The organism is Sphingomonas sp. Y38-1Y (assembly GCF_032391395.1).
Classification (GTDB): domain Bacteria; phylum Pseudomonadota; class Alphaproteobacteria; order Sphingomonadales; family Sphingomonadaceae; genus Sphingomonas.
Map to the genome: position 1 here is coordinate 2,644,092 of NZ_CP135916.1, position 25,738 is coordinate 2,669,829.

27 protein-coding genes are annotated in these 25,738 nt (G+C 70.1%); 14 read left to right on the forward strand and 13 right to left on the reverse strand.

Features of this window, described 5'->3' with window-relative positions; translation table 11 throughout:
• Nucleotides 1-74 precede the first annotated feature (74 nt).
• Both RS883_RS12595 and RS883_RS12600 read left to right on the forward strand, forming a co-directional pair.
• Nucleotides 75-1,460: a leucyl aminopeptidase family protein gene (locus RS883_RS12595; RefSeq protein WP_315760531.1), complete on the forward strand. Its 1,386-nt coding sequence runs from the start codon at nt 75-77 to the stop codon at nt 1,458-1,460.
• A complete protein-coding gene (locus RS883_RS12600; protein ID WP_315760532.1) occupies nt 1,457-1,753 on the forward strand; it encodes a YciI-like protein in 297 nt (98 codons plus the stop codon). Before RS883_RS12595 ends, RS883_RS12600 begins: the two co-directional genes overlap by 4 nt.
• 5 nt (nt 1,754-1,758) lie before the next feature.
• Here RS883_RS12600 and RS883_RS12605 read toward each other — a convergent pair whose 3' ends face one another.
• Together RS883_RS12605 and RS883_RS12610 are read right to left on the reverse strand one after the other, a co-directional pair.
• The gene (locus tag RS883_RS12605) at nt 1,759-2,190 is read right to left on the reverse strand and encodes a nucleoside deaminase (RefSeq protein ID WP_315760533.1); all 432 of its coding nucleotides are present in this window, start codon (nt 2,188-2,190) and stop codon (nt 1,759-1,761) included.
• Between the two features lie 35 nt (nt 2,191-2,225).
• The gene (locus tag RS883_RS12610) at nt 2,226-2,438 is read right to left on the reverse strand and encodes a hypothetical protein (protein WP_315760534.1); all 213 of its coding nucleotides are present in this window, start codon (nt 2,436-2,438) and stop codon (nt 2,226-2,228) included.
• Nucleotides 2,439-2,595: 157 nt separating this feature from the next.
• Here RS883_RS12610 and rpmB point away from each other — a divergent pair, with 157 nt between their 5' ends.
• Nucleotides 2,596-2,892, forward strand: a complete 297-nt coding sequence (gene rpmB / locus RS883_RS12615; RefSeq protein ID WP_315760535.1) for a 50S ribosomal protein L28 — start codon at nt 2,596-2,598, stop codon at nt 2,890-2,892.
• Between the two features lie 177 nt (nt 2,893-3,069).
• Here the strand turns inward: rpmB and RS883_RS12620 are convergent, their stop codons facing one another.
• Complete coding sequence (locus RS883_RS12620; protein ID WP_315760536.1) at nt 3,070-4,053, reverse strand: esterase-like activity of phytase family protein; 984 nt, start codon at nt 4,051-4,053, stop codon at nt 3,070-3,072.
• A gap of 177 nt (nt 4,054-4,230) precedes the next feature.
• On the opposite strand from RS883_RS12620, the gene RS883_RS12625 reads away from it, so the two are divergent.
• Nucleotides 4,231-4,635 carry a glycine zipper 2TM domain-containing protein gene (locus RS883_RS12625; protein WP_315760537.1) on the forward strand — a complete coding sequence of 135 codons (405 nt, stop codon included), beginning with the start codon at nt 4,231-4,233 and terminating at the stop codon, nt 4,633-4,635.
• 327 nt (nt 4,636-4,962) lie between these two features.
• Here RS883_RS12625 and phbB read toward each other — a convergent pair whose 3' ends face one another.
• The 3 genes from phbB to RS883_RS12640 are packed head-to-tail and all read right to left on the reverse strand — an operon-like array spanning nt 4,963 to nt 8,963.
• Nucleotides 4,963-5,685, reverse strand: coding sequence for an acetoacetyl-CoA reductase (gene phbB / locus RS883_RS12630; RefSeq protein ID WP_315760538.1), 723 nt, complete (start codon nt 5,683-5,685; stop codon nt 4,963-4,965).
• 60 nt (nt 5,686-5,745) lie between these two features.
• Nucleotides 5,746-6,753: a ferrochelatase gene (hemH, locus tag RS883_RS12635; RefSeq protein ID WP_315760539.1), complete on the reverse strand. Its 1,008-nt coding sequence runs from the start codon at nt 6,751-6,753 to the stop codon at nt 5,746-5,748.
• Nucleotides 6,753-8,963 carry a molybdopterin cofactor-binding domain-containing protein gene (locus RS883_RS12640; protein ID WP_315760540.1) on the reverse strand — a complete coding sequence of 737 codons (2,211 nt, stop codon included), beginning with the start codon at nt 8,961-8,963 and terminating at the stop codon, nt 6,753-6,755. Before RS883_RS12640 ends, hemH begins: the two co-directional genes overlap by 1 nt.
• Nucleotides 8,964-9,066: 103 nt before the next feature.
• Here RS883_RS12640 and dapE point away from each other — a divergent pair, with 103 nt between their 5' ends.
• Nucleotides 9,067-10,197, forward strand: a complete 1,131-nt coding sequence (gene dapE / locus RS883_RS12645; RefSeq protein WP_315760541.1) for a succinyl-diaminopimelate desuccinylase — start codon at nt 9,067-9,069, stop codon at nt 10,195-10,197.
• A 171-nt stretch (nt 10,198-10,368) separates the two neighbouring features.
• Here dapE and RS883_RS12650 read toward each other — a convergent pair whose 3' ends face one another.
• From RS883_RS12650 to RS883_RS12660, 3 genes are read right to left on the reverse strand one after another with little or no spacing between them, the layout of a single operon-like run.
• The gene (locus RS883_RS12650) at nt 10,369-10,848 is read right to left on the reverse strand and encodes a Smr/MutS family protein (protein WP_315760542.1); all 480 of its coding nucleotides are present in this window, start codon (nt 10,846-10,848) and stop codon (nt 10,369-10,371) included.
• Nucleotides 10,849-10,873: 25 nt separating this feature from the next.
• On the reverse strand, nt 10,874-12,190 hold the full coding sequence (locus RS883_RS12655) for a murein transglycosylase A (RefSeq protein ID WP_315760543.1): 1,317 nt from the start codon (nt 12,188-12,190) through the stop codon (nt 10,874-10,876).
• 9 nt (nt 12,191-12,199) lie between these two features.
• The gene (locus tag RS883_RS12660) at nt 12,200-12,823 is read right to left on the reverse strand and encodes a Tim44/TimA family putative adaptor protein (RefSeq protein WP_315765124.1); all 624 of its coding nucleotides are present in this window, start codon (nt 12,821-12,823) and stop codon (nt 12,200-12,202) included.
• 194 nt (nt 12,824-13,017) lie between these two features.
• Between RS883_RS12660 and secB the strand changes: the two genes are divergently transcribed.
• Genes secB through trpS form a run of 3 tightly spaced genes read left to right on the forward strand, consistent with a single transcriptional unit; the run spans nt 13,018 to nt 16,148 of the window.
• Nucleotides 13,018-13,530, forward strand: a complete 513-nt coding sequence (gene secB / locus RS883_RS12665; protein WP_315765126.1) for a protein-export chaperone SecB — start codon at nt 13,018-13,020, stop codon at nt 13,528-13,530.
• Between the two features lie 30 nt (nt 13,531-13,560).
• Nucleotides 13,561-15,129, forward strand: a complete 1,569-nt coding sequence (murJ, locus tag RS883_RS12670) for a murein biosynthesis integral membrane protein MurJ (protein WP_315760544.1) — start codon at nt 13,561-13,563, stop codon at nt 15,127-15,129.
• Nucleotides 15,130-15,140: 11 nt separating this feature from the next.
• The gene (gene trpS, locus RS883_RS12675; RefSeq protein WP_315760545.1) at nt 15,141-16,148 is read left to right on the forward strand and encodes a tryptophan--tRNA ligase; all 1,008 of its coding nucleotides are present in this window, start codon (nt 15,141-15,143) and stop codon (nt 16,146-16,148) included.
• 157 nt (nt 16,149-16,305) lie between these two features.
• Here the strand turns inward: trpS and RS883_RS12680 are convergent, their stop codons facing one another.
• The 4 genes from RS883_RS12680 to mutM form a co-directional block, all read right to left on the reverse strand.
• On the reverse strand, nt 16,306-16,602 hold the full coding sequence (locus tag RS883_RS12680) for a hypothetical protein (protein ID WP_315760546.1): 297 nt from the start codon (nt 16,600-16,602) through the stop codon (nt 16,306-16,308).
• A gap of 89 nt (nt 16,603-16,691) precedes the next feature.
• Complete coding sequence (gene dnaA / locus RS883_RS12685) at nt 16,692-18,098, reverse strand: chromosomal replication initiator protein DnaA (RefSeq protein WP_315760547.1); 1,407 nt, start codon at nt 18,096-18,098, stop codon at nt 16,692-16,694.
• A 447-nt stretch (nt 18,099-18,545) separates the two neighbouring features.
• Nucleotides 18,546-18,809: a 30S ribosomal protein S20 gene (gene rpsT / locus RS883_RS12690; RefSeq protein ID WP_315760548.1), complete on the reverse strand. Its 264-nt coding sequence runs from the start codon at nt 18,807-18,809 to the stop codon at nt 18,546-18,548.
• Nucleotides 18,810-18,903: 94 nt separating this feature from the next.
• A complete protein-coding gene (gene mutM, locus RS883_RS12695; RefSeq protein WP_315760549.1) occupies nt 18,904-19,719 on the reverse strand; it encodes a bifunctional DNA-formamidopyrimidine glycosylase/DNA-(apurinic or apyrimidinic site) lyase in 816 nt (271 codons plus the stop codon).
• Nucleotides 19,720-19,798: 79 nt separating this feature from the next.
• Between mutM and RS883_RS12700 the strand changes: the two genes are divergently transcribed.
• The 6 genes from RS883_RS12700 to dut all read left to right on the forward strand — a co-directional run bounded on the left by RS883_RS12700 (nt 19,799) and on the right by dut (nt 25,737).
• Nucleotides 19,799-20,530, forward strand: a complete 732-nt coding sequence (locus tag RS883_RS12700) for a class I SAM-dependent methyltransferase (protein ID WP_315760550.1) — start codon at nt 19,799-19,801, stop codon at nt 20,528-20,530.
• A gap of 166 nt (nt 20,531-20,696) precedes the next feature.
• Complete coding sequence (ubiB, locus tag RS883_RS12705; RefSeq protein WP_315760551.1) at nt 20,697-22,229, forward strand: 2-polyprenylphenol 6-hydroxylase; 1,533 nt, start codon at nt 20,697-20,699, stop codon at nt 22,227-22,229.
• Nucleotides 22,226-23,329, forward strand: coding sequence for a hypothetical protein (locus RS883_RS12710; protein ID WP_315760552.1), 1,104 nt, complete (start codon nt 22,226-22,228; stop codon nt 23,327-23,329). Before ubiB ends, RS883_RS12710 begins: the two co-directional genes overlap by 4 nt.
• A complete protein-coding gene (gene coaBC / locus RS883_RS12715; RefSeq protein WP_315760553.1) occupies nt 23,326-24,498 on the forward strand; it encodes a bifunctional phosphopantothenoylcysteine decarboxylase/phosphopantothenate--cysteine ligase CoaBC in 1,173 nt (390 codons plus the stop codon). The genes RS883_RS12710 and coaBC overlap by 4 nt, the downstream gene beginning before the upstream one ends.
• Nucleotides 24,488-25,291 (forward strand): hypothetical protein, encoded by an 804-nt coding sequence (locus RS883_RS12720; RefSeq protein WP_315760554.1) that lies wholly within the window; start codon nt 24,488-24,490, stop codon nt 25,289-25,291. Before coaBC ends, RS883_RS12720 begins: the two co-directional genes overlap by 11 nt.
• A complete protein-coding gene (gene dut / locus RS883_RS12725; protein ID WP_315760555.1) occupies nt 25,288-25,737 on the forward strand; it encodes a dUTP diphosphatase in 450 nt (149 codons plus the stop codon). The genes RS883_RS12720 and dut overlap by 4 nt, the downstream gene beginning before the upstream one ends.
• Nucleotide 25,738 lies beyond the last annotated feature (1 nt).

The following is a 25,738-nucleotide window of genomic DNA, read 5'->3' on the forward strand; positions in this document are numbered from 1 at the left end:
GCAGATAAGGTCTTTGGGGCGAAAAAGCGAGAGGTGCTGGCGCCGCCCTGTGCAACTGCCTAGCTTCGGGCGTGATGACCGACCTCAAGGCGACCCTTTCCCCCGATCGCGGCCAGCCCGCCCGCACCCTCCACCTCGTCGATACCGCCGGTCATGACGAGTGGTTGCGCCATCAGCCGCCGCGCCACCGCGCCGCGCTGATCGCGCAGCGCTTCAAGCCGAACGCGGGCTCGCTGGCGATCCTGCCAGGCGAGGCGGCCGAGGCGTGGTCGGCGGTGATCGGCGTGGCCAGGGCGGGCGCGCTCACCCCCTGGTGCCTGGCGCGGGCGGCGGAGGCGCTGCCCGAGGGCGTGTACCGGCTGGACGGACAGGAACCCGGCGCGGCGATGCTCGGTTGGGCGCTCGCGCAGCACCGCTTCGACCGATATCGCAAGGAGGAGGCGACGTGTGCGCGCACGCTGCTGACCGGCGAGCCCAGCCGCATCGATCCGGTGCTGGCCGAGGCCGCCGCGACGGCGCGCGTCCGCGAGCTCGTCAACACCAGCGCCGGTGATCTCGGCCCGGCCGAGCTGGAGTCGGCGGTGGCGGAGGTGGGCGCGGCACACGGCGCGCGGCTGACCGTCACCAAGGGCGCGGAGCTGGAGCGCGGCTATCCGATGATCCATGCGGTTGGCGCCGCGGCGATCGCGGCACGCGCGCCGCGGCTGATCGAACTCGACTGGGGCCGCGACGATCATCCGCGCGTCGCGATCGTCGGCAAGGGCGTCTGCTTCGACACTGGCGGGCTCGACCTCAAGCCATCCGCGGCAATGCGGCTGATGAAGAAGGACATGGGCGGCGCGGCGCATGCGCTGGCGCTGGCGGAGCTCATCATGGCGGCGCGGCTGCCGGTGCGGCTTCACCTCCTCATCCCCGCCGTCGAGAATGCCGTGTCGGGCGCGGCCTTCCGCCCCGGCGATGTGCTGCGCACGCGCAAGGGCGTGACGGTGGAGAACACCAACACCGATGCCGAGGGGCGCCTGATCCTCGCCGATGCGCTGACGCGGGCGGGCGAGGCGAAGCCGGGGCTGATCCTCGACTTCGCGACGCTGACCGGCGCGGCGCGCGTCGCGCTCGGCCCCGACCTGCCGCCGCTGTTCGCCAACAACGAGGGGTTGGCGGGCGACCTTCTCGCCGCGGGCGAACGGCTCGACGACCCCCTGTGGCGGATGCCGCTGTGGGACGGGTATGACGACATGCTCAAGTCCGACATCGCCGACATGGTCAATGCGCCGGAGGGCGCCTTTGCCGGCGCGATCACCGCCGCCCTGTTCCTGCGCCGCTTCGTGCCGGCCGAGACGCCGTGGGCGCACCTCGACGTGTTCGCCTGGCGGCCCGCGGGCAAGCCGGGACGACCAAAGGGCGGCGATGCCTTCGGCCTGCGCGCGGCGTGGGCGATGCTCAAGGAGCGCTACGCATGAGCCACTGGCTGCTGATCTACGACTTCGCCCCCGACTATCTGGAGCGTCGCGGCGCGTTCCGGAGCGAGCATCTCGCGCTCGGCTGGACGATGGCGGATGCGGGCGAGCTGATCCTGGGCGGCGCGGTCGGCGATCCGCCCGAATCGGGGCTGATCCTGTTCAACGATCGCGATGCCGCCGAGCGGTTCGCGGCGGGCGATCCCTATGTGGCGAACGGCATCGTCCGAAGCTGGCGAGTCGCGCCGTGGACGACCGTCATCGGCGAGAACAGCGCGACGCCGATCCGGGAGTAGCGCTCCTAAGCGCGTCGCCCCGCGAAAAAACCGCGCAGCAACGCCGCCGCCTCGCCTTCGCCGATCCCGGCATAGACGTCCGGCCGATGGTGGCAGGTCGGCTGGCCGAAGAACCGCGGCCCATGCGCGACCGCCCCACCCTTCGGATCGTCCGCCCCGTAATAGAGCCGCCGGATCCGCGCATGCGCAATCGCCCCTGCGCACATCGCGCAGGGCTCCAGCGTCACCCACAGGTCGCAATCCTCCAGCCGGTCGCGCCCGAGCGCCGCGGCGGCTGCGCGGATCGCGACGATCTCGGCATGGGCGGTGGGGTCGGACAGCGCGCGCGGCGCATTGGCACCGACCGCGATCACCTCGCCGCCCCGGACCACGACAGCGCCCACCGGCACCTCCCCCGCTTGCGCCGCAGCGGCCGCCGCATCGAGTGCGGCGCGCATCGGGGCCGGTAGGGGGAAGGCGTCGGCGATGGATCTTACTGCTTGGTGCCGTCGGCCTTCTGGACCTCCAGCGTCGGTACTTCGACCGTCTTGTTGGTGGTGCCGAGCTCGACGCGGCCGACATCGGCCTTGAACTCTGGCGCCTGGACGACGGCGGGACGCGTCTGGTCGATGCTGACCATGCCGAGCGACATGAGCACGACCAGTGCCAGCGCGGCGAGGCCCAGCAGGACGAGGATGGTCTTCATGGCGTCTTCCCCTTATGATCGATTGGTACGTCGTCGCAACAACGCGGCGTCGCCGCATGGGTTGCGCGTCGGCGGTTGACGGCGGGAAGCCAAGCGGGTAGTGGCGCGGCCTTTCCGGGGCGACCCGGACCCAGGCCGAAACTCAGGATTGATCATCATGTCGCGCATTTGCGAGCTGACCGGCAAGGGCCGGCAGGTGGGACACAATGTGTCGCACGCCAACAACAAGACCAAGCGGACCTTCCTGCCCAACCTGCAGAACGTCACGCTGATCTCGGACGCGCTCGAGAAGAGCGTCAAGCTGCGCGTTTCGACGCACGGCCTGCGTTCGGTCGAGCATGTCGGCGGCCTGGACAACTGGCTGACCAAGACCAGCGACACCGACCTGTCGCTGCGCGCGCGTCGCCTGAAGCGCGAAGTCGCCAAGAAGCTGGCGGGCGCTGCCGCCGCCTGATCCCGTTCGGGATTGCGAGTTGCAAGGGCGCTGCTCCTGATGGGAGCGGCGCCCTTTCGCGCGTCTTTCAAAGCCGTATCCTGCTCCGTTCGCCCTGAGCCTGTCGAAGGGCGTGCCCTAGACACGTGCTTCGACAAGCTCAGCACGAACGGGTGGAGTTGGAGCGCGCCCCTACGCTCAGTCCTCCAGCGCGAACTTCAGCAATAGCGTTCGCTGCAGGATGAACTGGTTGTCGTCGCTGACGAGCCACAGGATCGTGCGCCCACCCTCGCGCGTGACCGCCACCCCTTCGAAATTGTCGTGCAGCGCCGGCGCCTCCAGCCGCGCGATCTCGCGCCCGCTGACCTCGGCGCCGGGTCGGATCGCACCGCGGTCGATCACCACCAGCACGTTCCAGAAGCCGTTCGGCAGCCCCACGCCGCGATTGAGCACGACAAGGCGTCCGTCGGGCAGCTCGGCGGCATCGACCGGGTGGGTGCCGGCGGGCGGGCGATAGCTGAAGGCGAACTGGCGCGTCGCGGGCTCGACCGGGTCGCCCATGAAGACGATGCCGTGTCGCAGCCCCGCCTTCCCGTCGCCGCGCGTCTCCGCGATCGTGACGAAGCGCCCGTCGGAGAGCCGCGCCAGGCTCTCCGGCCCGCCATTCTCCTCCCAGCGCCGCATCGCCTCGGGCCGGACATGGCCGGTCGCATGGGCCAGATCGGGCTGGTAGCGCCAGATCGCATTGGCGCGCTCGAACCCCACCCAGTAGCGGCCGGTCTTCGGATCGCGCGCAAGCGACTCGCTGTCGCGGTCCAGCTTGGACCAGCCATGCCCCGGCCCTTCGATCAGCGACGAATACCGGACCCGCGCCAGCCGCTCACCGCCCAGCCAGTCGAACGACACCACGCTGCCGCCGTCGCTGACCATCGTCACACGCCGGCCGACCACCGACAGTGCGGACCAGCCGCCGATGCCGCGGCCCTGCTCGTGCAGGACCACGCCCTCCAGATAGGTCAGCTTGCCCAGATGCCGACGGCCGGGATCATCGGCGAACAATGCGACCGATTCGGCGCGCATCGTGTTCGACAGCGGCGGCTGGAGCGGCAGCGGCAGCTTCGCATCGCCCGAATAATCCTGAACGAAGACAAGGCACATCAGCACCGAGAGCATTTTCCGCATCGTCCCCGGCGCTAGCGGGCGCGGTGGCCCGGCTCAACCGCGCGCTTAGCTGAACATTGGCTAACGGGCGCATTCAGCCACGGCTCAATGCGAATCACCCATAAGCGGATCAACGATAGCGGACCCGATTCGCCCGCCATCGGTTCGGATTGACGAACAGGGACAAGGAGAACGACCATGTTCAAGCAGCTGATGCTCGCCGCGACCGCCGTGACGATGGGGACCACCGCGCTGGTCGTCCCGACGGCGCCCGCCCAGGCGCAGGGCTATTACGGCCAGGATTACGGCTATGCCGGTCAGCGTTATCGCGACCGCGGCTATTACGGCGATCGCCGCTACGATCGTGGCTATGACCGCCGCTATTACGGCAACGATCGCCGCTATTATCGCAACCGCGCGCGGGAGCGCTGCAACGACGGCGATGGCGGCACGATCGTCGGCGCAATCGCGGGTGGCCTGCTCGGCAACCAGATCGCCGGCCGCGGTGACCGCACGCTCGGCACGATCCTCGGCGGCGGCGTCGGCGCCCTTGCCGGCCGCGCGATCGATCGGTCGGACCGGCCGGGTTACTGCCGCCGCTGATCCATATTCTCTCCAGTGGCGTAGCTGAGAGAGTCCCTCGCGTAGCGTATCGAGGGAGGGAGGCCGGTTCCTTTGGGAGCCGGCCTCCTGACGTTTCTGATTGCTAGATCCTCCCCTGGAAGGGGAGGTGGCAGGCCGCAGGCCTGACGGAGGGGTAGGTCTGGGGCGTGAGGCCGCGCCGACTTATCGGGTGTCGCGGCTTGCTGGGCAGCGCCGGCGGCGAAGCCGCCGTCGTCGGTCGGGCCTTGGAGGCCCGCCGGCCGTGCCGGGCGATGCGAACTGCCGTTGGCGGTCGCATCGGCGGCGACGTGGCGCCGCCTTCGCCCGTCAGTACATATGCTGCCCGCCGTTGATGCTCAGCGTCGATCCGGTGACAAAGCCGGCCTCCTCCGCGCACAGGAACGCGACGCCGCGTGCGATCTCCTGCGCCTGGCCCAGCCGGCCGACCGGCACGCGGGCGACGATCTTCTCGAGCACGTCGGCGGGCACCGCGGCGACCATGTCCGTGTCGATATAACCCGGCGCGATCGCGTTGACCGTCACGCCGAAGCGCGCGCCTTCCTGCGCCAGCGCCTTGGTAAAGCCATGGATGCCCGACTTGGCCGCGGCGTAGTTGACCTGGCCGTATTGGCCCGCCTGGCCATTGATCGATCCGATGTTGACGATGCGGCCCCATTTGCGGTCGCGCATGCCGGGGAACACCGCCTTGGCCATGTTGAAGCAACCGCCAAGGTTGGTGTCCATGACCTCCTTCCACATCTGGTACGTCATCTTCAGGATCGTGCCGTCGCGGGTGATGCCGGCATTGTTGACGACGATGTCGACCGGGCCGAGCTCGTCCGCAACCTTCGCCACGCCCGCCTGACAGGCGTCGTAATCGGCGACGTCCCATTTGTAGGCGGCGATGCCCGCGCGCTCGCTGAACGCCTGGGCGCGCTCGTCATTGCCGGCGTAATTGGCGGCAACGGTGACGCCTGCCTCCTTCAATGCAAGGCTGATCGCCTCACCGATCCCGCGCGTACCCCCGGTAACGATCGCGACGCGTGCCATGCATCTCTCTCCTGTTCGTACAGCGGACCGACTGCCGGTCTCGCTTGACCACGATCAGGCCTAGCCGCCGGGGACCCACCCGGCAAGCTCGCGCGCGATCACACTTTTCAGCATTCGCATGCCGTTTTCGGACGCATTGAGGCACGGGAGATAGGCAAAGTGTGTACCTCCCGCTTCCTCGAAGCTTTCGCGTCCGCGGATCGCCAGTTCCTCCAGCGTCTCCAGGCAGTCGGCGGAAAATCCCGGTGCGAAAATCGCGACGCGGCGTGTGCCCTTGGTCGCCAGCTCGACCAAAACCTCGTCGGTCGCCGGCCCCAGCCACTTGGCCGGACCGAAGCGGGACTGGAAGCTGACGATCAGGTCACGCCCCATCGCTTCGGACAACAGCCGCGCGGTTTTCTGGCAATGGCAATGATAAGGATCGCCCAGCATCAGCGTCCGCTGCGGCATGCCGTGAAAGCTCGCGACCAGCGCCTCGGGCTCGAAGTCGAGCGCGGCCACCGCCGCTTCGATGCTCTCGCGCAGCGCGTCGATATAGGTGGGGTCGTCGTAATAGGGCGGCAGCGTCCGCACCGCCGGCTGCCACCGCATCGTCGCCAGATGCGCAAACGCCTTATCGTTGGCGGTCGCGGTCGTCGCCGCACAATATTGCGGGTAGAGCGGCGCGATCAGGATGCGTTCGCACCCGGCATCCTTCATCGCCTGAAACCGGTCGGCGATGGCGGGGCGACCGTACCGCATGGCATAGTCGACGAGGACTCCCGGCCCGAACGCCCCCTCCAGCGCCGCCGCCTGTGCCCGCGTGATCGCGGCGAGCGGCGAGCCGTCCTCGGTCCAGACCTGCTGATAGGCATGCGCCGACTTCTTGGGCCGGGTCGTCAGCACGAAGCCGCGCAGGATCGGCTGCCAGATGAGGCGCGGGATCTCGACCACGCGCGGATCGGACAGGAACTCGGCAAGGTAACGCCGGACCGACGCGACGTCGGAAGCATCGGGCGTCCCCAGGTTGACGAGCAGCACGCCGACCTTGCGGGCGGGGATCGCGGGATGATCGGCGGGGATCGGCATCAGGGGTTCGCCGGATCGAGCGGGAGGCGGCGTAAACGCAGGCCACTGGCGGCCGCGACGGCATTTGCGATCGCGGGCGCGACCGGCGGGACGGCGAGCTCCGACACGCCGCCGGGTTCGGCTTCGCTCCGGATCAGCTCGACGGTGATGTCGGGAAGGTCATCGATCATGGGCAAGCGCAAATCGGCAAGCGTGCGCGCCTCTGCAACCCCATCCTTGTACCGCGTCGCACAACCAAGCGCCTGGGCGAGCCCGAAGACGAGCCCGCCCTCGACCAGTTGCAGCACGATGTCGGGGTGGACCACGCGTCCGCAATCAACCGCCGCGACCAGACGCGAGCAGCGGACGCGGTCGCCCTCCAACGCTGCTTCCGCCAGCACGGCGATATACGAGCCGCGGAACGCGTGCGCGGCGATCCCCTGCCCGCTCCCCATCATGCCCCCCTGCCACCCGCCGATCGAGGCGACGGTGTTGAGGCAATTGGCGAGCCGCGGCTGCTGGCCGAGCATGCGGATCCGAAAATAGCTCGCATCGAACTCGGCGCGGCGCGCGAGTTCGTCGACGAAGCTTTCGGCAAAGAAGCACGTATAGCCATGCGCACCGCCGCGCAGGTGACCGACCGGCGTGCCGATCCCGGCGGCGTGATGGTCGACGCCCCAATTCGCGATGCCATAGGGCGGCTCGGCACCGGCGACCGCCGCGGCGTCACCGGGCCGTGCCGGCAGTGCGAGCGACAGGTCGGCGATCGTCTCCCCAGTCATCAGCCTTCCGGCCAGCTCGCGTCCGACGCTCGGCGCGGCGATCGCGGCATGCCACGCGATCACCCGCCCGTCGCGCTCCATCCGTGCGGTCATCGCTGCGCGCGCGGGCGGGCGAAAGCGATCGCGGATCACGTCCTCGCCCCGACTGTAGCTCAATTGCACGGGTCGCCCCGCCGCGCGCGCGAGCCATGCGGCCTGCTCGGCGACCAACGTCTCCAGCCCTGCGCCGAACGATCCGCCGGCCTGCATCGGGATCACCGTCACCGCATCCTCGCCGATGCCGAGCGCGCGTGCCGCCGCGGCTCGCGCCGCCGCCGGCGCCAGCGTGCCGATCCAGAGGCGCAGCCGCCCGTCCTCGAACAGCGCGGTGGCGGCGGTCGGTTCGAGCGATGCATGGATGCCGGGCGCGGCGGCATAATGAGCGCGGAACAGCCGCCGGCCGGTCAGCATCGCGTCGATCTCGCCCGCGCCGGCGACCCGCCCGCCCGGCTCGGCCAGCGCCGCCGACAGGGCTGCGTCGATGCGCTCGTCGCTGACGGGGTCGCGCGTCTCGAACCGGGGCCGCGTCGCGTCGAGCGCGCGGCGGGCGGCAAAGCTGTCGGTCGCGAGCGCGGCGACCCAGCGCTCGGTGGTGACGATCTTGACCACGCCCGGTACCGCATCGGCCGCGCGTACGTCGGCGCTCAGCAACCGCGTGTCGCCGAGCGGCCCCTGACGGATCGCCGCGAACAGCATGCCCGGCAGCCGCACGTCGCCCGCGAAATTGGCGCTGCCGTCCAGCTTGGCCGGCGTGTCGAGCCGCGTCACCGCGGTACCGGTCAGCCGGTTCTCCTCGTCGCTGCGCAACACCGGCCGCTCGGGGAGCGAGCGCCCCGCCGCTTCCGCCGCCAGCTCGCCGAAGCGCGCGCGACGGTCGCCGGCCACGACGAAGCCCTCGCGGACCGCGCACTGCGTCGCCACGATCCCCCAGCGGCCGGCCGCCGTCTCGATCAGCATCGTCCGCGCCGCCGCCGCCGCCTCGCGCAGCGGCACCTCGAACTGGCGGAGCGACGACGATCCGCCGGTCAGCATCCGCCGCGCACCCTGCTCGCCCGCCAGAGCCGGGATCGTCGGCACGCGCGCATCGATGCCGCCGAACAGTTCGGCCGCGGCGAGCGGATTGGCATAGGCCGGCCCCACCGGCGCAGGCTCGACGCCCACCGTCCGCCAATCGGCGCCGAGCTCGTCGGCCACCACCTGTGCCAGTGTCGTGAACACGCCCTGCCCGTGCTCGGCAACCGGGATCGCGACGGTCAGCCGGCCATCCTCGGCGATGCGCAGCCACGCGCCAAAACCGTGCTCGTCCGCGCGCGCAGGCGCCGGGATCGCGAACTGCCGCGGCCACAAGCCCCAGGCGACGATCAGGCCCAAGCCTGCGCCGCCGCCCGCCAGCAGCGTGCGCCTGCTCACCCCCCCGATGCCGCGCCCTGCCGCCATCCCGCCGCTCTATCGACTCGCCCGCCGCCGCGCCACGGGGATTGTGTCGCGACCCCGCCCGCGCCATGCGACGCGGATGGACGACGCCCTGCCCCCCGCCGCGCAGCTCGCGCAACAGCTCATCGCCGCCGAAAGCGTGACGCCGGCGCGCGGCGCCGTGTTCGACGTGATGGAGGCGATGCTGCGGCCCTTGGGGTTCGAGGTCGACCGCTTCGTCACGGGTGAGGCACCTGACGGTCCCGTCGAGAACCTGCTCGCCGTTCGCGGCAGCGGTGGGCCGCATTTCGCGTTTGCCGGCCATGTCGATGTCGTCCCCGCAGGCATCGGCTGGAGCGCGGGCGCGTTCGAGCCGGTGATCCGCGGCGACCTGCTCCACGGGCGCGGCGCGGTCGACATGAAGGGCGCGATCGCCGCCTTCGTGGCCGCCGCCGACATGGCGCAGCCGCGCGGCACGCTCAGCCTCATCATCACCGGGGACGAGGAAGGGCCGGCGATCCACGGCACCCGCGCGCTGATCGAGCGGATGAACGCGCGGGGCATCCGCCCCGACCTGTGTCTTGTCGGGGAGCCGACCTCCACGCACCGGCTGGGCGACACGATCAAGATCGGGCGGCGCGGATCGGTCAACATCTGGATCGACGTGCCGGGTCAGGCGGGCCACGTCGCCTATCCGCACCTCGCCGACAATCCGATCCCGCGGCTGGTGGCCGCGCTTGCCGAAATCGACGCGCTGGTGCTGGACGAGGGTACCGACTGGTTTCAGCCCTCGAACATCGAGATCACCGACCTGTCGGTGGGCAACCCAGCCACGAACGTCATTCCCCCCGCGGCCGGCGCGCGCCTGAGCATCCGCTTCAACGACCGCCATCGCGGTGCCGAGCTGGGCGAGCGCATCGCGGGACTCGTCCACCGTTATGCGCCCGATGCGGTGGTCCGCCCCATTGTCTCCGGCGAAGCGTTCCTGACCGAGCCGGGGCCACTCTCCACGCTCGTCTCCGATGCGATCGAGGCGCGGCTGGGACTCCGGCCCGAGCTGTCGACCAGCGGCGGCACGTCGGACGCGCGCTTTCTGTCGGCGCTATGTCCGGTGGTCGAGTTCGGCCTCCTCAACGCGACGATGCACAAGGCCGACGAGGCGGTGTCGATCGCGGACCTGGCGGCGCTGACCGACATCTATCGCGACATCATCGCGCGGGCGCTGGCTTAGCCCCTCTAATCCCGTTCGTCCTGAGCCTGTCGAAGCACGTGCCGCGAACGCATTGCCTGTGACACGTCCTTCGACAAGCTCAGGACGAACGGTGTGGAACGTATCGACCCCAAAACCTCCGTTCGTGCTGAGCCTGTCGAAGGGCTCAGGAAGAACTTGGGATGGTCGCGCCTACCGCACCCGGCGCAGCACGATATACAGCGCCCCCGCCCCGCCATGCCGCGGATGCGCGGGCCGGACCGCGGCGATGCGGTCGGCGTGGCGAGAGGCGGCGATCCAGTCGCCCACCGCCGCGCGGATCGCACCGCGCGAATAGGGCCGCTCCGCCTCCGGCCGGGGCGGCTTGCCCGTCACGAGCAAGAGCACCCGGTCACCCCGCGCGATCGCCCGCGCGAGCCCTTGATCCAGCAACGCGTGCGCACCCGCGAGATTATGGCCGTGCAGGTCGATGCTGCTCTCCGGGCTTACCAGGCCGCGAGACAGCCGCTTGTCCCACCCGGCGTCGAGCGTCACGCCGGGCACGACCGGTCGGCGCGGCGGCAGCCTGGGGGGCGCGACCGCCGGTGCCGGCTTTGCCGCGGCGACCGGTACGACCGCCGACACCGGCACCGCCGGCCGGCTCCGCCCCGGCAGCGGCTGCACCGACGCCATCACCCGCGCCCACAGCGCGGATTCTTCAGGGGCGAGCCGGCGTCCGGCCATTCGCCGCCAGCCGCGAGAGCGTGCCACGCGGCACCAGGAGGAACGCCGTGCCGCGAGCGGTCAGACCGCCGGCGAACCCGCGCGCATCCTCGCCCGCACCCCAGAAGGTGTCGAAGCGATTGGTGCCCTTGATCGCGCCGCCGGTGTCCTGCGCGATCCACAGCCCACTCGCCTCCGCGCGATCGAGCGACAGGAACACCGGCGCGCCCAGCGGCACGAAGCGCGGATCGGCGGCGACACTCCCCTTGGCGGTCACCGGCACGCCCATCGCGCCGAGCGGCCCCGGCCCGGTCAGCTCGCGGAAGAAGACATAGCTCTTGTTCTCGCGCATGATCGCGCGGCCTTGCTCGGGATTGGCACGAAGATAGGCCATGATCCCCTGCATCGACGCCTGCCCCGGCTGGACGAGCCCGCGGTCGCGCATCAGCGCGCCGATGCCGGTATAGGCGCGGCCGTTCTGGCTGGCATAGCCGATGCGCATCACCCCGCCGTCGGGCAGCCGCAGGCGGCCGGAGCCTTGGACCTGGAGGAAGAACAGCTCGATCGGATCGGCCGCCCAGCCGATCACCGGCGCCTTGCCGTCCAGCGCCCCCTGCTCGATCGCGGTGCGGTCGGGATAGGGGACGAAGCGATTACCCTCCACCCGCCCGCGGATCTTGCGGCCGGACAGGTCGGTGGCGAACGGCGTCAGGTCGACCTCGACCAGGTCGCTCGGCACGCCATAGATCGGCGTCTCGTACCCGCTGCGCCGCGTGCGGCTGCCCGCGATCTCGGGCTCGTAATAGCCGGTGGCGAAGGCGCGGCCATCGGCGACCTGCACCGTCTCGAAATTGCTGCGGAAGAAGCCGAGCGCGTCGCCGCCGCCCGTTGCCGCGGCACAGGCGGGCGCCCAGTCGGGACCGCGCGTCAACCCGGTCGCATCGGTGCGCTTCTGCACGGAGGCACAGCTCAGCCGGAACGCCGCGCGCGCGCGCTCGGCCGCGGCGGCATCGATCGGGAGCGAGGCGATGGCGGGGCCCGCGACCCAGCCCGCCGCGACGACGCTGGTCGCGTCCGCAGGTGCGGCTTCCGCCGGGATCGCGGGCATCGGCGTGGCCGGCGTGCCCAGGCGAACGCCGGGCGTATATCGGGTGGGCGACGGTGTCGGTGCAGGTGATGAGGGTCGCGATGCGGTGCGCGCCGGCGGCGGTGCGCCGCGCTCGACGCCAGCAGGCACGATCGCGTTCGAACAGGCAGCCGCCATCAGCGGCAATGCCGCGACGCCGATGCGCCGCATCCCCCCAGCGCGCATCGATTCCCCTTACGCTTCGTCTGTCTCGGCCAGCTTCCAGTTCGGATCGTCGCTGCGCAGGCGGCGCGTGAACGTCCAGACGTCGTGCGTCTGCACCGCGTCGGTCAGCGAGCCCGCGACGACATTGCCCTCGCCGTCCCGCGTCACCGCGGCGATGTCGGCATCGAAGCGGACCGTGATGCGCGCGAGCTGTCCCTCAAGCGAGGCGTCGGAAATGACTGCGCGCTCGATCGAAACCAGGCGATTGTCGAGCGTGTGGCCCGCAGCCTCCCGCTCATCGATGGAGGAGACGAACGCGGCCTTGACGTCGGGCTCGGTCAGCCAGTCCAGCGTCTCGCGGTCGCCCTTCCAGAATGCCTCCAGCACCATGCGGTACGCGCCCTTGGCACCCTCCAGGAACTGGACCACGTCGAAATTGCTGTCGGCGTTGACCAGCGCCCGTACGCCCTGCTCCGCCTTGCCCTCGATCGAGCGGCTGGCGGGCTCGCGAGGCTCCGGCACCGCGTCGATCGTGCGCGGCTGCGGCCGGACGATGGCGCCGCCATCCTCCGCGGGCTTCGGCATGGGCTGTTGATGGCCCGTGCGCTTGCCCAGGACCGAATAGAGCCGCAGCGCGAGGAAGCCCGCGATCATGGCCAGGACGATGACGTAGAGAAGCACCGGACCTCCGATTGGTTGACGGCCAACATAGGCGCGTGCGGCGCACGATTCAAATATCGAGCGTGCCCGGTTCAACCCATCGTTGAACTGGTCCGTTCCCGCTGCTACTCGCCGCGCTTCCTGAGCAGCGGCGCCCGATGCCGCGCCGGTTTCTCGACGAGGACGACATGGACGGACAAGACCAGCCCTTCGACGCGGGCGCGCCCCTTCCCAATGGCGAGGATAACGCGCCCAGCGCCAACGTCCTGTCGCAATATGTGAAGGACCTCTCCTTCGAGAACCCGAACGCGCCCGCCATCTATCAGTCGCAGGGTGCGCCCAAGCTGGACGTCCAGTTCAACATCGGCGCCAGCCAGGTTGGCGAGGACGTGCACGAGGTCGTGCTGAAGGTCGAGGCGCGCGGCGAGATCGACGGCCGCGTCATGTATCTGTGCGAGCTGAGCTATGCCGGCCTGTTCGGGCTGAACAACCTGCCCGCCGAGCATCTCCAGCCGTTCCTCCTGGGCGAAGCACCGCGCGTGCTGTTCCCGTTCGCCCGCCGCGTGCTCGCCGATGCGGTCCGCGACGGCGGCTTCCCGCCGCTCCTCCTCGAGCCCATCGACTTCGCCGCGCTCTATTTCGCGCAGGCGCAGGCCGCGGCCGAGCAGGGCCAGATCAGCGGCGACATCGGCAACGCCTGACTATCCTGAGGCGCGCGGACGCGTGACCCAATGAACCTCGTCCGCGCGCTGGGGTCGGTCGGCGGCCTGACGCTGGCCAGCCGCGTGCTCGCGCTCGTCCGCGACACGCTCCAGGCCGCCTATATCGGCGCGAGCTTCGCGTCCGATGCCTTCTTCGTCGCCTTTCGCCTGCCCAACATGTTCCGCGCATTGTTCGCGGAAGGGGCGTTCGCCGCGGCGTTCATCCCGCTGTTCAACCAGAAGGTGGGCGAGGACGGCGACCTTGCCCCCGCGATCGCCTTTGCCGAGCGGGCGCTCGCCTGGCTGTTCCCGATCCTGGCTCTGATGACGGTGCTGATGCTCGCCGCCGCCTGGCCGCTGACCTGGGTGCTGGCGGGCGGGTTCGAGCGGCAGCAGCCCTCGGCCAGCGACTTCGCGTTCGCGGTGACGCTGTCGCGGATCACCATCCCCTATCTCTTCCTGATCTCGCTCGCCTCGCTCTTGGGCGGCATCCTCAATTCGCTCGACCGCTTCTGGGTCAACGCCGCCGCGCCGATCCTGCTTAACGTGTCGATGGTGAGCGCCTTGTGGTTCCTCCACGGCGATCCTTACGAGACCGCGCGCGTGCAGGCTTGGGCGGTGACCGTCGGCGGCGCGTTGCAGCTCGGCTGGCTGGTACTCGCCTGTCGCTCGGCGGGGGTGAAGCTGCGGCTGCGCTTTCCCAAGCTGGACGACGACGTCAAGCGGCTGCTCAAGCTGATCGTCCCCGCCGCCGCCGGCGCGGGCGCCGCGCAGATCAACCTCGCCATCTCGACCGCGCTTGCCGGCTGGCTGCTGGCCGAAGGGTCGATCTCGGCGATCAACTATGCCGACCGCGTCAACCAATTGCCGCTCGGCATGATCGGCATCGGGCTGGGCACCATCCTCCTGCCCACGATCACGCGCCTCCTACGCAAGGGTGACGATGCTCAAGCGATGGACACGCAAAATCGAGGGATCGAGCTGGCGCTGTTCCTCACCCTCCCCGCCGCCGCCGCGTTCATCTTCGCGGCCGAGCCGATCGTGCGCGGCCTGTTCGAGCGCGGCCAGTTCGATCCCGCCGACACGCTCCGGACGAGCTGGGTGCTGTCGGCCTTTTCGATCGGGCTGCCGTCCTATGTCCTGGTCAAGGTGCTGACGCCGGGCTTCTACGCACGCGCCGACACGCGGACGCCCGTGCGCCTCGCGATGATCTCGATCGCGGTGAACATCGCCGGCAACCTGGTGCTGATCCCAACCGTGGGCATCATCGGATCCGCGCTGTCGACGGCGCTGTCGTCCAGCCTGAACGTCGCGATGCTGTATACGACGCTCAAGAAGCGCGGGCATTTCGCCGCCGACGCGCAGCTTCGCCGCCGCATCCCGCGGCTGGCGATCGCGGCGCTGGTGATGGGCGGCGCGCTCTATGCGATCAAGCCGTGGTTCGCGCCCTACACGCAAGGATCGCTGCTGGTGACGCTGCCGGTCCTCGCCGTCCTCGTCGGGATCGGCGTCGCCATCTATGCGGCGGCGAGCTTCGCGACGGGCGCGTTCCGCCCCGCCGACATCAAGGCGCTGCTGCGCCGCCGTTCGACCAACTAGGACCCGTTTTCATGCGCATCGTCTCCGGCATCCAGACCACCGGCAATCTGCACCTCGGCAATTATCTGGGCGCGATCCGCAACTGGGTGGCGATGCAGGACGCGATGGCACCGGGCGACGACTGCCTGTTCTTCCTGGCCGACCTCCACGCGCTGACGGTGCATCAGGAGCCCGCCAGCCTCGCTTCCGCGACGATCGAGATGGCCGCGACGCTGATGGCCGCGGGCATCGACACCGACCGGGCGATCCTGTTCAACCAGGCCCGCGTGCCGGCGCATTCGGAGCTTGCCTGGTTACTCGGCGGCACCGCGCGGATGGGCTGGCTCAACCGCATGACGCAGTGGAAGGACAAGGCGGGCAAGAACCGCGAGGGCGCGAGCGTCGGGCTGTTCACCTATCCCGTGCTCCAGGCCGCCGACGTGCTCGTCTATCAGGCGACCCACGTGCCCGTCGGCGAGGACCAGAAGCAGCATCTGGAGCTTGCCCGCGACATCGCGACCAAGTTCAACCTCGACTTCGGGACCGAGCTGTTCCCGCTCCCAGAGCCGATCATCCCGGCCGAGGCGCCGCGGATCATGTCGCTGCGCGACGGCAGCGCCAAGATGTCGAAGTCCGACCCCAGCGACATGAGCCGCATCAACCTGACCGACGACGACGACGCGATCTCGTCCAAGGTGAAGAAGGCGCGCACCGACCCCGAGCCGTTGCCGGAGGCGATGGCGGCACTCGCCGAGCGGCCCGAGGCGCGGAACCTGGTGACGATCTATGCCGCGCTCGACGGCCGCACGCCGGCCGAGGTGCTCGCCGAGTTCGCAGGCCAGGGCTTCGGCGCGTTCAAGCCGCGGCTGGCGGATCTGACGGTCGCCAAGCTCGGCCCCATCCGCGACCGCCTCAACGCGCTCCTCGCCGATCGCGGCGAAGTGGCCGCACAGCTGCGCAAGGGCGCGGCCAAGGCACAGGCGCTCGCCGCGCCGACGCTCCGCGCGGCGCAGGACGCGATGGGCTTGCAGGTGGATTGAGGCCTCGGCCTCCGGCTTCTTTTTTCCTGTTCCCCGGCGAAGGCCGGGGCCCAGGTGGAAGACGATCGTGACTAGGCGCGGCCTTTCGTCGCGAGGGCTTTCCCAACTGGGCCCCGGCCTTCGCCGGGGAAACAGAAGAGAGCGAACGTCGCGGATATTACGGCGTCTGTCGATCCAACTTGCGGATGTACGCCGCGCGCTGCTGCGGATCGCGCATCGCCTCGAGCTGATCGACGGCCTCCGGGTTGGCCGCGAGGATCGCCTTGAGCCGGGCGAGGCGGCGCTGCTGCCACTCTTTGGGGTCGGCCCCGCGAGCGCCCAGGATATTCGACGTCTCCCTGAACTCACCGGTGCCGGGACCGACCGCGTTGATGCCGGAGATCCCCGGTCCAGTTTGCGCAAAGGCCGCGCCGCCGATCAGGGCCGCTCCCAGGATTGCCGCACGAACGATCATCGACGCCTCCTTTTAATCAACGCGTTACAAGCTCTTCCAGCAAAGCTGTCTGAAGCCTGAACGAAGCCGACGTCGATCGGGATCCGTCGTCAGCCCTCCAGCTGTCGCAGCAGCCCGCGAACGGCGGTGTCGATCTCGCGGTCCTTGTCGCGCAGTTCCTCGATGCGGCGGACGGCGTGGATGACGGTCGAATGGTCGCGGTTGCCGAACTTGCGGCCGATCTCGGGCAGGCTGCGCGTCGTCAGCTTCTTGGCCAGGTACATTGCGATCTGGCGCGGGCGGGCGATCGCCACCGCGCGGCGCTCGGAAACGAGGTCGAGCTGCTTGACCTCGAAATGCGCGGACACCGCCTTCTGGATCTCGTCGATGGTGATGCGCTTCTGCGGACCCTTCAGCACCTCACCGAGCGTCTGGAGCGCGAAGTCCATCGTCACCTCCTCACCGATCAGCTGCGCATAGGCGACGAGGCGGTTGAGCGCGCCTTCCAGCTCGCGGATGTTGGCGGTGATCCGCATCGCCAAGAGCTCGAGCACTTCGTCAGGCACGCTTACCTGCGGCATGTCGGCAAGCTTGGCGGCCAGGATCGCACGGCGCAGCGCATATTCGGGCGGACGGATGTCGGCGACCAGGCCGGAGGCGAGCCGCCCGACCAGCTTCGAATCGATCCCCTCCAGCATCCGCGGGCTCCGATCGGCACAGATCACCAGCCGCTTGCCCATCGTCATGAACTCGTTGACGGTGTGGAAGCATTCCTCCTGCGTAGCATCCTTGCCGGCGATGAACTGGAGGTCGTCGATGACGAGCAGGTCGACGCTGCGCAGCCGCGCCTTGAACGCGAAGGTATCGCGCTCGCGCACCGCCTTCACGAACTCGAACATGAATCGCTCGGCCGGCATGTAGATCGCCGAGGCCGAGGGATGCGTCGCCAGGAACGCGTGGCCGATCGCATGGGCCAGGTGCGTCTTGCCCTGCCCGGTCGCGCCGTGGAGGTAGAGCGGGCTGAACCGCACCGGCCCTTCGGCAGCGACGAGCCGCGCGGCGTTGAACGCGACCTGGTTCGTGGCGTCCGCGACGAACCGGTCGAAGGTGAAGCGCTGGTCGAACGCGAATCGCTCGCCGTCACGCGCGGGGCGCGCGGGCGCGGCCGCGATCGGCCGCTCGGCGCTCAGCACGCGCGGCGGCGTAGGCGCGGGGGCGGTCGCCGTCGCCGGCGATTCGTCGTTGGCGCTCGCGGGCGTCAGCGCCGCGGTCGAGGTCTCGACGATGACGCTGCGGACGCTGGGCAGCACCTGACGGAACTCCAGCCGCAGGCGGTCGCCGAAATGGCTCTTCACGTAATTGGTCATGAATGGCGACGGCAGGCCGATGCGCACCGTCTCCGCATCCGACCCCGTCGCCAGCACGGCAGGCTTCAGCCACTGGTCGAACACCTTGGCGCCCGACTGGCTGCGCAGGTTGCGCCGCACCAGGTCCCAGGCGTCGGCGATCGCCGGCATGGATCGAAGCGGTTCGTTGCCGTGCACGCGCGCAAATCTCCCTCGTTCCGCAAGGCGAGGTGCCTTGCAGCCCAGTTACAAAACCAGCGATCGGTTGCCCCCAACCAGGTTCGCCGAACCCAGAGGCCCGCTTTTCGGCACAGGCCGAAGCGCGTCCGACGACGCAGCGGGACGACCGTTCTGGAAGCGTCGCGCGCGCCGATCAAGCGTCCGGGGTCAACAAAATGAAATATAAAAGGCTTGACGCGCATCCCCGCGGGCTCGCGCAGAAATGCCCTTCAAGGCGCTGTTTTCGTTAAGAAAAATGAAGTTACTCGGCCATTCGGCATCGCCCGACTCGCGGACTTTCCTAGGCTTTCACCGAACGTTCCAAATCGGCCCGTTCGGACACGCAAAAAGCCCCGCCGGCACATGCCGACGGGGCCGTAAGCCGCCGTTGAAGGACGATCAGGCCAGCGCGGAGAGGCGCTTGGTCAGGCGCGAGAACTTGCGCGCCGCCGTGTTCTTGTGGACGACGCCCTTAGCGACGCCGCGCGCCAGCTCGGGCTGCATCGCGGCAACCGCGGCGGTCGCCGCAGCCTTGTCGCCCGACGCCAGCGCCGCTTCCGCCTTCTTCACGAAGGTGCGGATGCGGCTGACCCGCGCGCCGTTCACTTCCGCGCGGCGCTCGTTGCGCCGGATACGCTTCTTCGCTTGCGGCGTATTCGCCATGCCCGTCCTCGAAACCTGTGATGTGGGAGAGCGCCACTGTCGAGGCACTCGGGAAAGCGCGCCCCTTAGCGGCGATGCGCCGGAGCGTCAACGATTATCGCTGGCAGGTCGGGCACCAGAAGGTCGATCGACCGCCCTCCGCGCGCCGGTGAACCGCACCGCCGCAGCCACCGCACGCCTCCCCCTCACGACTATAGACCCGCCACTGCTTGGAGAAATAGCCGAGCTCGCCATCGGGCCGGGCATAGTCGCGCAGCGTCGAGCCCCCCGCCTCGATCGCTGCGAGCAACACCTCGCGCACCGAATCGGCCAGCACCGCCAGCCGCTTCGCGCCGATCCGCCCGCCCGCGCGCGACGGCGCGATGCCCGCCATGTGCAGCGCCTCGCAGACATAGATGTTGCCCAGCCCCGCGACGACGCGCTGGTCGAGCAGCAGCGCCTTGGCCGGCGCGATCCGGTCCTTGAAGGCGGCGGCAAGGTGCCGGCCGTCGAACCCATCGCCCAGCGGCTCCGGGCCGAGCGCCGCGAACGGCCCCCATCCGGGCAGCGCCTCGGTGGGCACGAGATCGACCGACCCGAATCGCCGCGGGTCGTTGAGCGCCAGCGTGCGCCCCTCGCCGGTCTCGATCAGCAGGTGGTCGTGCGTCAGCGCCTCGGTCGGGTCGACGCGCCACCGGCCCGACATGCCGAGATGAAACACCATCGTGTCGCCGCGGTCAGTATGGATCAGTCCGTATTTGGCACGCCGCCCCAGGCCGGTGACACGCGCGCCCGTCATCCGCTGGCCCAGGTCCACCGGCAGCGCGCGGCGCAGGTCCGGGCGATTGGCGACGATCCGTGCGATCCGGCGCCCGGCGAGTACCGGCGTCAGGCCGCGCACCGTCGTCTCGACTTCGGGAAGCTCGGGCATACAGGCTTTGGAGCTAGGTTGGCGCGATGCGGCCTGCAAGGCTTGGCAGCGCCCCGCTTTCCCGCCATGGACCTGACCCATGACCGACACCGTCTCCTTCGGCTACGAAGACGTCGCCCCGGCCGAAAAGACCGCTCGCGTGGGCGAAGTCTTCAAGAGCGTCGCCAGCCGCTACGACCTGATGAACGATGCGATGTCGGGTGGCATGCACCGCGTGTGGAAGGACGTGTTCGTCCGCCGGGTAAAGCCGCGCGGCGGCGAGCACATCCTCGACATGGCGGGCGGCACCGGCGACATTGCGTTCCGCATGGCGCCGACGGGCGCGGCGATCACCGTGGCCGACATCAACCCGGCGATGCTCGAGGTCGGGATGGAGCGCGCGGCCAAGCGCGGCATCGACGGCCTCGTCTGGACCGAGGCCAATGCCGAGACGCTCGTCTTTCCCGATCGCTTCTTCGATGCCTACACCATCGCCTTCGGCATCCGGAACGTCACCGACATTTCGAAGGCGCTTCGTGAGGCGCACCGCGTGCTCCGCCGCGGCGGACGCTTCTTCTGCCTCGAATTCTCGACGACGCTCTGGCCGGGGTTCGCCGAGGTCTATGACGCCTATTCCCACCGGCTCGTGCCCAAGCTGGGTCAGGCGCTGGCGGGCGACGCCGAAAGCTATCGCTACCTGATCGAATCGATCCGCCGCTTCCCCGACATGGCCCGGTTCGAGGGTATGATTGCCGAGGCAGGATTCGTGCGCACCAGGGTCGAGCCGATGCTCGGCGGGCTGGTCGCGATTCACAGCGGGTGGAAGATCTGATGGCGAAAACACCTCCCCGGAACGGGGAGGGGGACCGCTCGCGCAGCGAGTGGTGGAGGGGGGCCACCGCGAACGGCCCGCTTGCCGCATACCCCTCCACCATGCTTCGCATGGTCCCCCTCCCCGTCCCGGGGAGGTGCTTGAGAGCAGTTGGGGCGACAGCCGCATGACCGCGCCCGCCGTCCATCTCTGGCGCCTGATCAAATGGGGTCGCACGCTCGCGCGTCACGGCGCGCTGACGGAGATCGAGCGCAGCCCCAACACGCCGCTTGCCGTTCGCCGCGTCGCGCGGATCGCGCGGATCGGCGCGCGCGTGCCCAGGCGGCCCGCCTATGCCGACGCGTTTCAGGCGATCGGCCCCGCCGCGATCAAGCTCGGCCAGACGCTCGCCACCCGCCCCGACCTCGTCGGGGACGAGGCGACGCACGACCTTCTCCGGCTTCAGGACGCGCTGCCGCCCGTCCCGTTCGAGGATGTCTGCGCGGTCATGCTGGCAAGCTTCGGCAAGCCGCTGGAAACGCTGTTCGCCGAGATCGAGCCCGTGCCGATCGGCGCCGCCTCGATCGCGCAGGTCCACCGCGCGACCACCACCGACGGTCGCCGCGTTGCGATCAAGGTGATCCGCCCCGGTGTCGAGGCCGAGTTCACGCGCGCCATCGACACCTATGAATGGGCAGCAGCCCAGGTCGAGCAGATGGGCGGCGAGGCCGCGCGCCTGCGCCCCCGCCTCGTCATCGACACGTTCAAGCGCTGGACGCTACGCGAGCTCGACCTCAGGCGCGAGGCCGCCTCGGCATCTGAACTCGCGCAGGGGATGGCCGCCGAGCCCGACTTCGTCGTCCCCGCGATCGACTGGCAGCGGACGACGGGCAAGGTGCTGACGCTCGAATGGGTCGACGGCATCAAGCTGTCGAACCGGGAGGCGCTGATCGCTGCGGGCCACGACCTGCCCGCACTCGCCGCCAAGCTCGTCCGCGCCTTCCTGCGACAGGCGATCGCCGACGGATTCTTCCACGCCGACATGCACCAGGGGAACCTGTTCGCGCTCCCCGGCGGTCGGATCGCCGCGATCGATTTCGGCATCATGGGCCGCATCGACCGCCGCGCGCGGGTGTGGCTGGCGGAAATCCTCTACGGCCTCATCACCGGCAATTACCGCCGCGTCGCCGAGATCCATTTTGAGGCGGGGTATGTCCCCGCGCACCACAATGTCGCCGAGTTCGCGACGGCGCTGCGCGCCGTGGGTGAGCCCGTCCGCGGCCTCGCGACCAAGGACATGTCGGTCGGCATGATGCTGGACAGCCTGTTCAACATCACCCGCGACTTCGACATGCAGACGCAGCCCCACCTGCTATTGCTCCAGAAGACGATGGTGATGGTCGAGGGGGTGGCGACCAGCCTCGATCCCGACGTCAATCTCTGGGACGTCGGCGCGCCGTTCATCAGCGAATGGCTGCGCACCGAGCTCGGGCCGGAGGCGGCGGTCGCCGATCGCCTGGTCGAGGACGTGCGCACCCTCGCCCGCCTCCCCCAGCTGATCCGCAACATTGAGCGGCGCTATCCCAATCCGGGCGGCGCGCCCCCGGCCCCGCCGCTCAAGGAGATCGAGGTGATCCGCGTCGGCGGCGGCTGGCGCTATGCCGCGATGGCGATCGCCGGTGCGGGCGCCGGGATCGCCGCGACGCTGCTGCTGACGTGAGGGCATTGCCGCCGCTGTGGCTGGCGCAATCGAGCCGCTATGCCGGCATCGCCCGCCGGCGCGCGCGGCTGACGCTCGCCCTGCTCGCGCTGCTCGTCCTCGTGTCGTTCACGGCATTGCTGCTCGGATCGCCCGAAGGGTCGGCTGGCGATGCGGGGGCGGGCGACCTTGTGCTCTATGAGGGGATCGTCGCGGGGATGCGCTCGGGCGGCGGCTATTACGAGGTCGCCGCCGATCAATTGCGCGCGCTCGACTATCCGCTCCGCCCCTTCCTCACCTTCCGCCTGCCGACGCTCGCGGTGGTACAGGCCGCGCTCCCGCCATTCGGCGTCCTGGCGCTGATGCTGTCACTGTCGATCGCCGCGGGGTTCGCGTGGCTCGCGCGGCTGATGGCGGGCGGGCTTGCGCGGCCGGCGGCACTGGTCGCGGCGGCGGTGCTGCTCGCCGGCGGGCTCGTCGCCTTCGTTCAGTGGCCGCTCTGGCCGTTTCACGAATTCTGGGCCGCGCCGCTCGTCGCGCTGTCGCTCGCGGCGCGGCGACCGGGGCTGTGGCTCACCGCCGCCGCGCTCGGCCTGGCCGCCACGCTGATCCGCGAGACCGCGGCGCTCTACCTCGTCGTCATGGCCGGTTGCGCCTGGTTCGAGGGACAGCGGCGGGAGGCGTTCGGTTGGGGCGCGGCGCTTGGCGTGTTCGCGATCGTGCTCGCCGCGCATGCCTGGGCCGCGAGCCACTCTGCCGGGCCGCTCGATGCGCAGTCGCCGGGTTGGGCCGGCCTCAACGGTCCCGGCCTGTTCGTGCGCGCGATCTGGGACTCGAGCGCGCTCCAGATCCTGCCGCTTGGCCTCGCCGCGCCGATCGTCGCGCTCGCCGCGTTCGGCTGGAGCGCGTGGAACGACCCCACCGGCCTTCGCGTCACCGCGACGATCGCCGCCTATGCATTGGTGATGAGCCTCTTCGCGCGGCTCGACACCTTCTACTGGGGGCTGATGGCGACGCCGCTGATCCTCGTCGGGTTGGCGTTCCTGCCAGACGGGCTGCGCGACCTGACCGCCGCCGCGATGGACACGCGGCGCGTGCGGGTGCAGAGGATCACGCGATGAAGCGCATCCTGCTGATCGTAGGCGGCGGTATCGCCGCGTACAAATCATGCGAGCTGATCCGCCTCTGCCGCCGCGCCGGCATCGAGGTGACGTGCGTCCTGACGGAGGGCGGCACGCATTTCGTGACGCCGATGACGCTCGCGGCCCTTAGCGAGCGGCAAGTCTACACGACGCTCTGGGACCTCAAGGACGAGGCCGAGATGGGACATATCCAGCTCAGCCGACAGGCCGACCTAGTCGTCGTCGCACCCGCCACCGCCGACCTCCTCGCGCGGATGGCCGCCGGGGTCGCCGACGACCTTGCGACGACCCTGCTGCTCGCCACCGACAAGCCCGTACTCGCCGCGCCCGCGATGAACGTGCGCATGTGGCAGCACGCCGCGACGCGCCGCAACGTCGCGACCCTCCGCGCCGACGGCGTCACCGTGCTGGAGCCGGACGAAGGCGCGATGGCGTGCGGCGAATACGGGCCGGGCCGCCTGCCCGAGCCGCCCGCGATCCTCGCCGCGATCGAGGCGGCGCTGGCGCCCGATCGCCGGCTGGAGGGACGCCATATCCTCGTCACCGCCGGGCCGACGCACGAGCCGATCGATCCCGTGCGCTACATCGCCAACCGCTCGTCCGGAAAGCAGGGCTATGCGATCGCCGCCGCCTGCGCCGCGATGGGCGCGCGGGTGACGCTGGTGAGCGGCCCCGTCGCCCTCCCCGCCCCCGCCGGCACGACCCGCATCGAGGTCGAGACCGCACGCGAGATGGCCGCGGCGGTCGAGGCGGCGCTTCCCGCCGATGTCGCGATCATGGTCGCCGCCGTTGCCGACTGGCGCGTCGAGGGCGCCGCCGACCAGAAGCTTAAAAAGAGCCAGGGTGCGCCCGCGCTGTCGCTGGTCGCCAATCCCGACATCCTCGCGAACGTCGCGAGTTCGCCCGCCCGCCCCCGCCTCGTCATCGGCTTCGCGGCCGAGACTGAGCGCGTGGTCGAGCACGCCACCGCCAAGCGCACCGCCAAGCGCGCCGACTGGATCGTCGCCAACGACGTGTCGGGCGACGTGATGGGCGGCGATGCGAACGCCGTCCACCTCGTCACCGATATCGGCGTCGAGACGTGGCCCGCCGCTTCGAAGGCGGCGGTGGCGCGCCGTCTTGCCGAAAGGATCGCCGATGCGCTTTAGCCTGCCCATCGCCGCCGCGCTGCTGCTCGCCGGCTGCGCCTCGACGCGCGAGGCCGCCGGGCCCGCGGCGCCGTCGCTGGCGACCGCCACCTATGGCAAGCTGCGAGCGAGCCAGGTCCAGAACCTCGTCGTCATCCTCCACGACGATCTCGCGCCTGCCGACCCCGTCGATTACGCTGCCTTTGCCGAGCGCGCCGCCGGCGCCGTGCCCGCGGGCGCCGCCGTGGTGCTGCTGCGCCCGGGCTATGCCGACGTCGCCGGCCGCGCCAGCCCCGGGCCGCGCGCGCGCGGGATCGGCGACGGTTATTCGGCCGAGCAGGTCCGCCTCGTCGCGCAAAGCGTCGACGCGCTTCGCAACCGGTACCGCAATGCGCGCGCGATCGTCGTCGGCGATGGCGGCGGCGCGGCGCTCGCGGCCAATCTCGCCGCCAGCCAGCCGAACCTCGTCGATGCGCTGCTCCTCGTCGGCTGTCCCTGCGCGCTGCCCGAATGGCGCCGGCACATGGCACGACAGGATCGTGCGTTCGCCGACAATGTCGACAGCCTCGACCCGCTCCAGACCGTCGGCGGCATCGGCCTCAACGCCCGGGTCGGGATCGTTTCGGGCGGCGAGAAGGCCCGCGTACCGGCCAGGATCGCGCGCCTCTATGCCGAGGCGCTGGCGCTGCGCGGGATCGCCGTCGAGTATCGACAGGTCGACGCCGACGGACAGGCGCTGCTAGCCAACGACGAGATAACGCAGGTGCTTGCGCGGCTTGCCGACAACGCGGCAAGGAGGGAGCCGAGGACATGAGCACCGCCCCGATCTCGATCGCGCTCCAGCGACTGCCGCATGGCGAGGGCCTGCCGCTGCCCGCCTACGCGACGCCGGGCGCCGCCGGGCTGGACGTGATCGCGGCCGAGGACGTGACGCTCGCGCCCGGCGCACGCCACGCCGTCGCCACGGGCTTCGCGATCGCGATCCCGCCGGGGTATGAGGTACAGGTCCGCCCCCGCTCGGGCCTCGCGCTCAAGCACGGCATCACGTGCCTCAACACGCCGGGCACGATCGACAGCGACTATCGCGGCGAGGTGAAGGTCATTCTCGCCAATCTCGGCGCCGACTCGTTCGAGGTGAAGCGCGGCGAACGCATCGCTCAGCTCGTCCCCGCCGCAGTGCAGCCCGCGACCTTTGTCGAGGTCGTGGCGCTCGACGATACCGCCCGCGGTGCCGGCGGCTTCGGATCGACAGGGCGCTGAT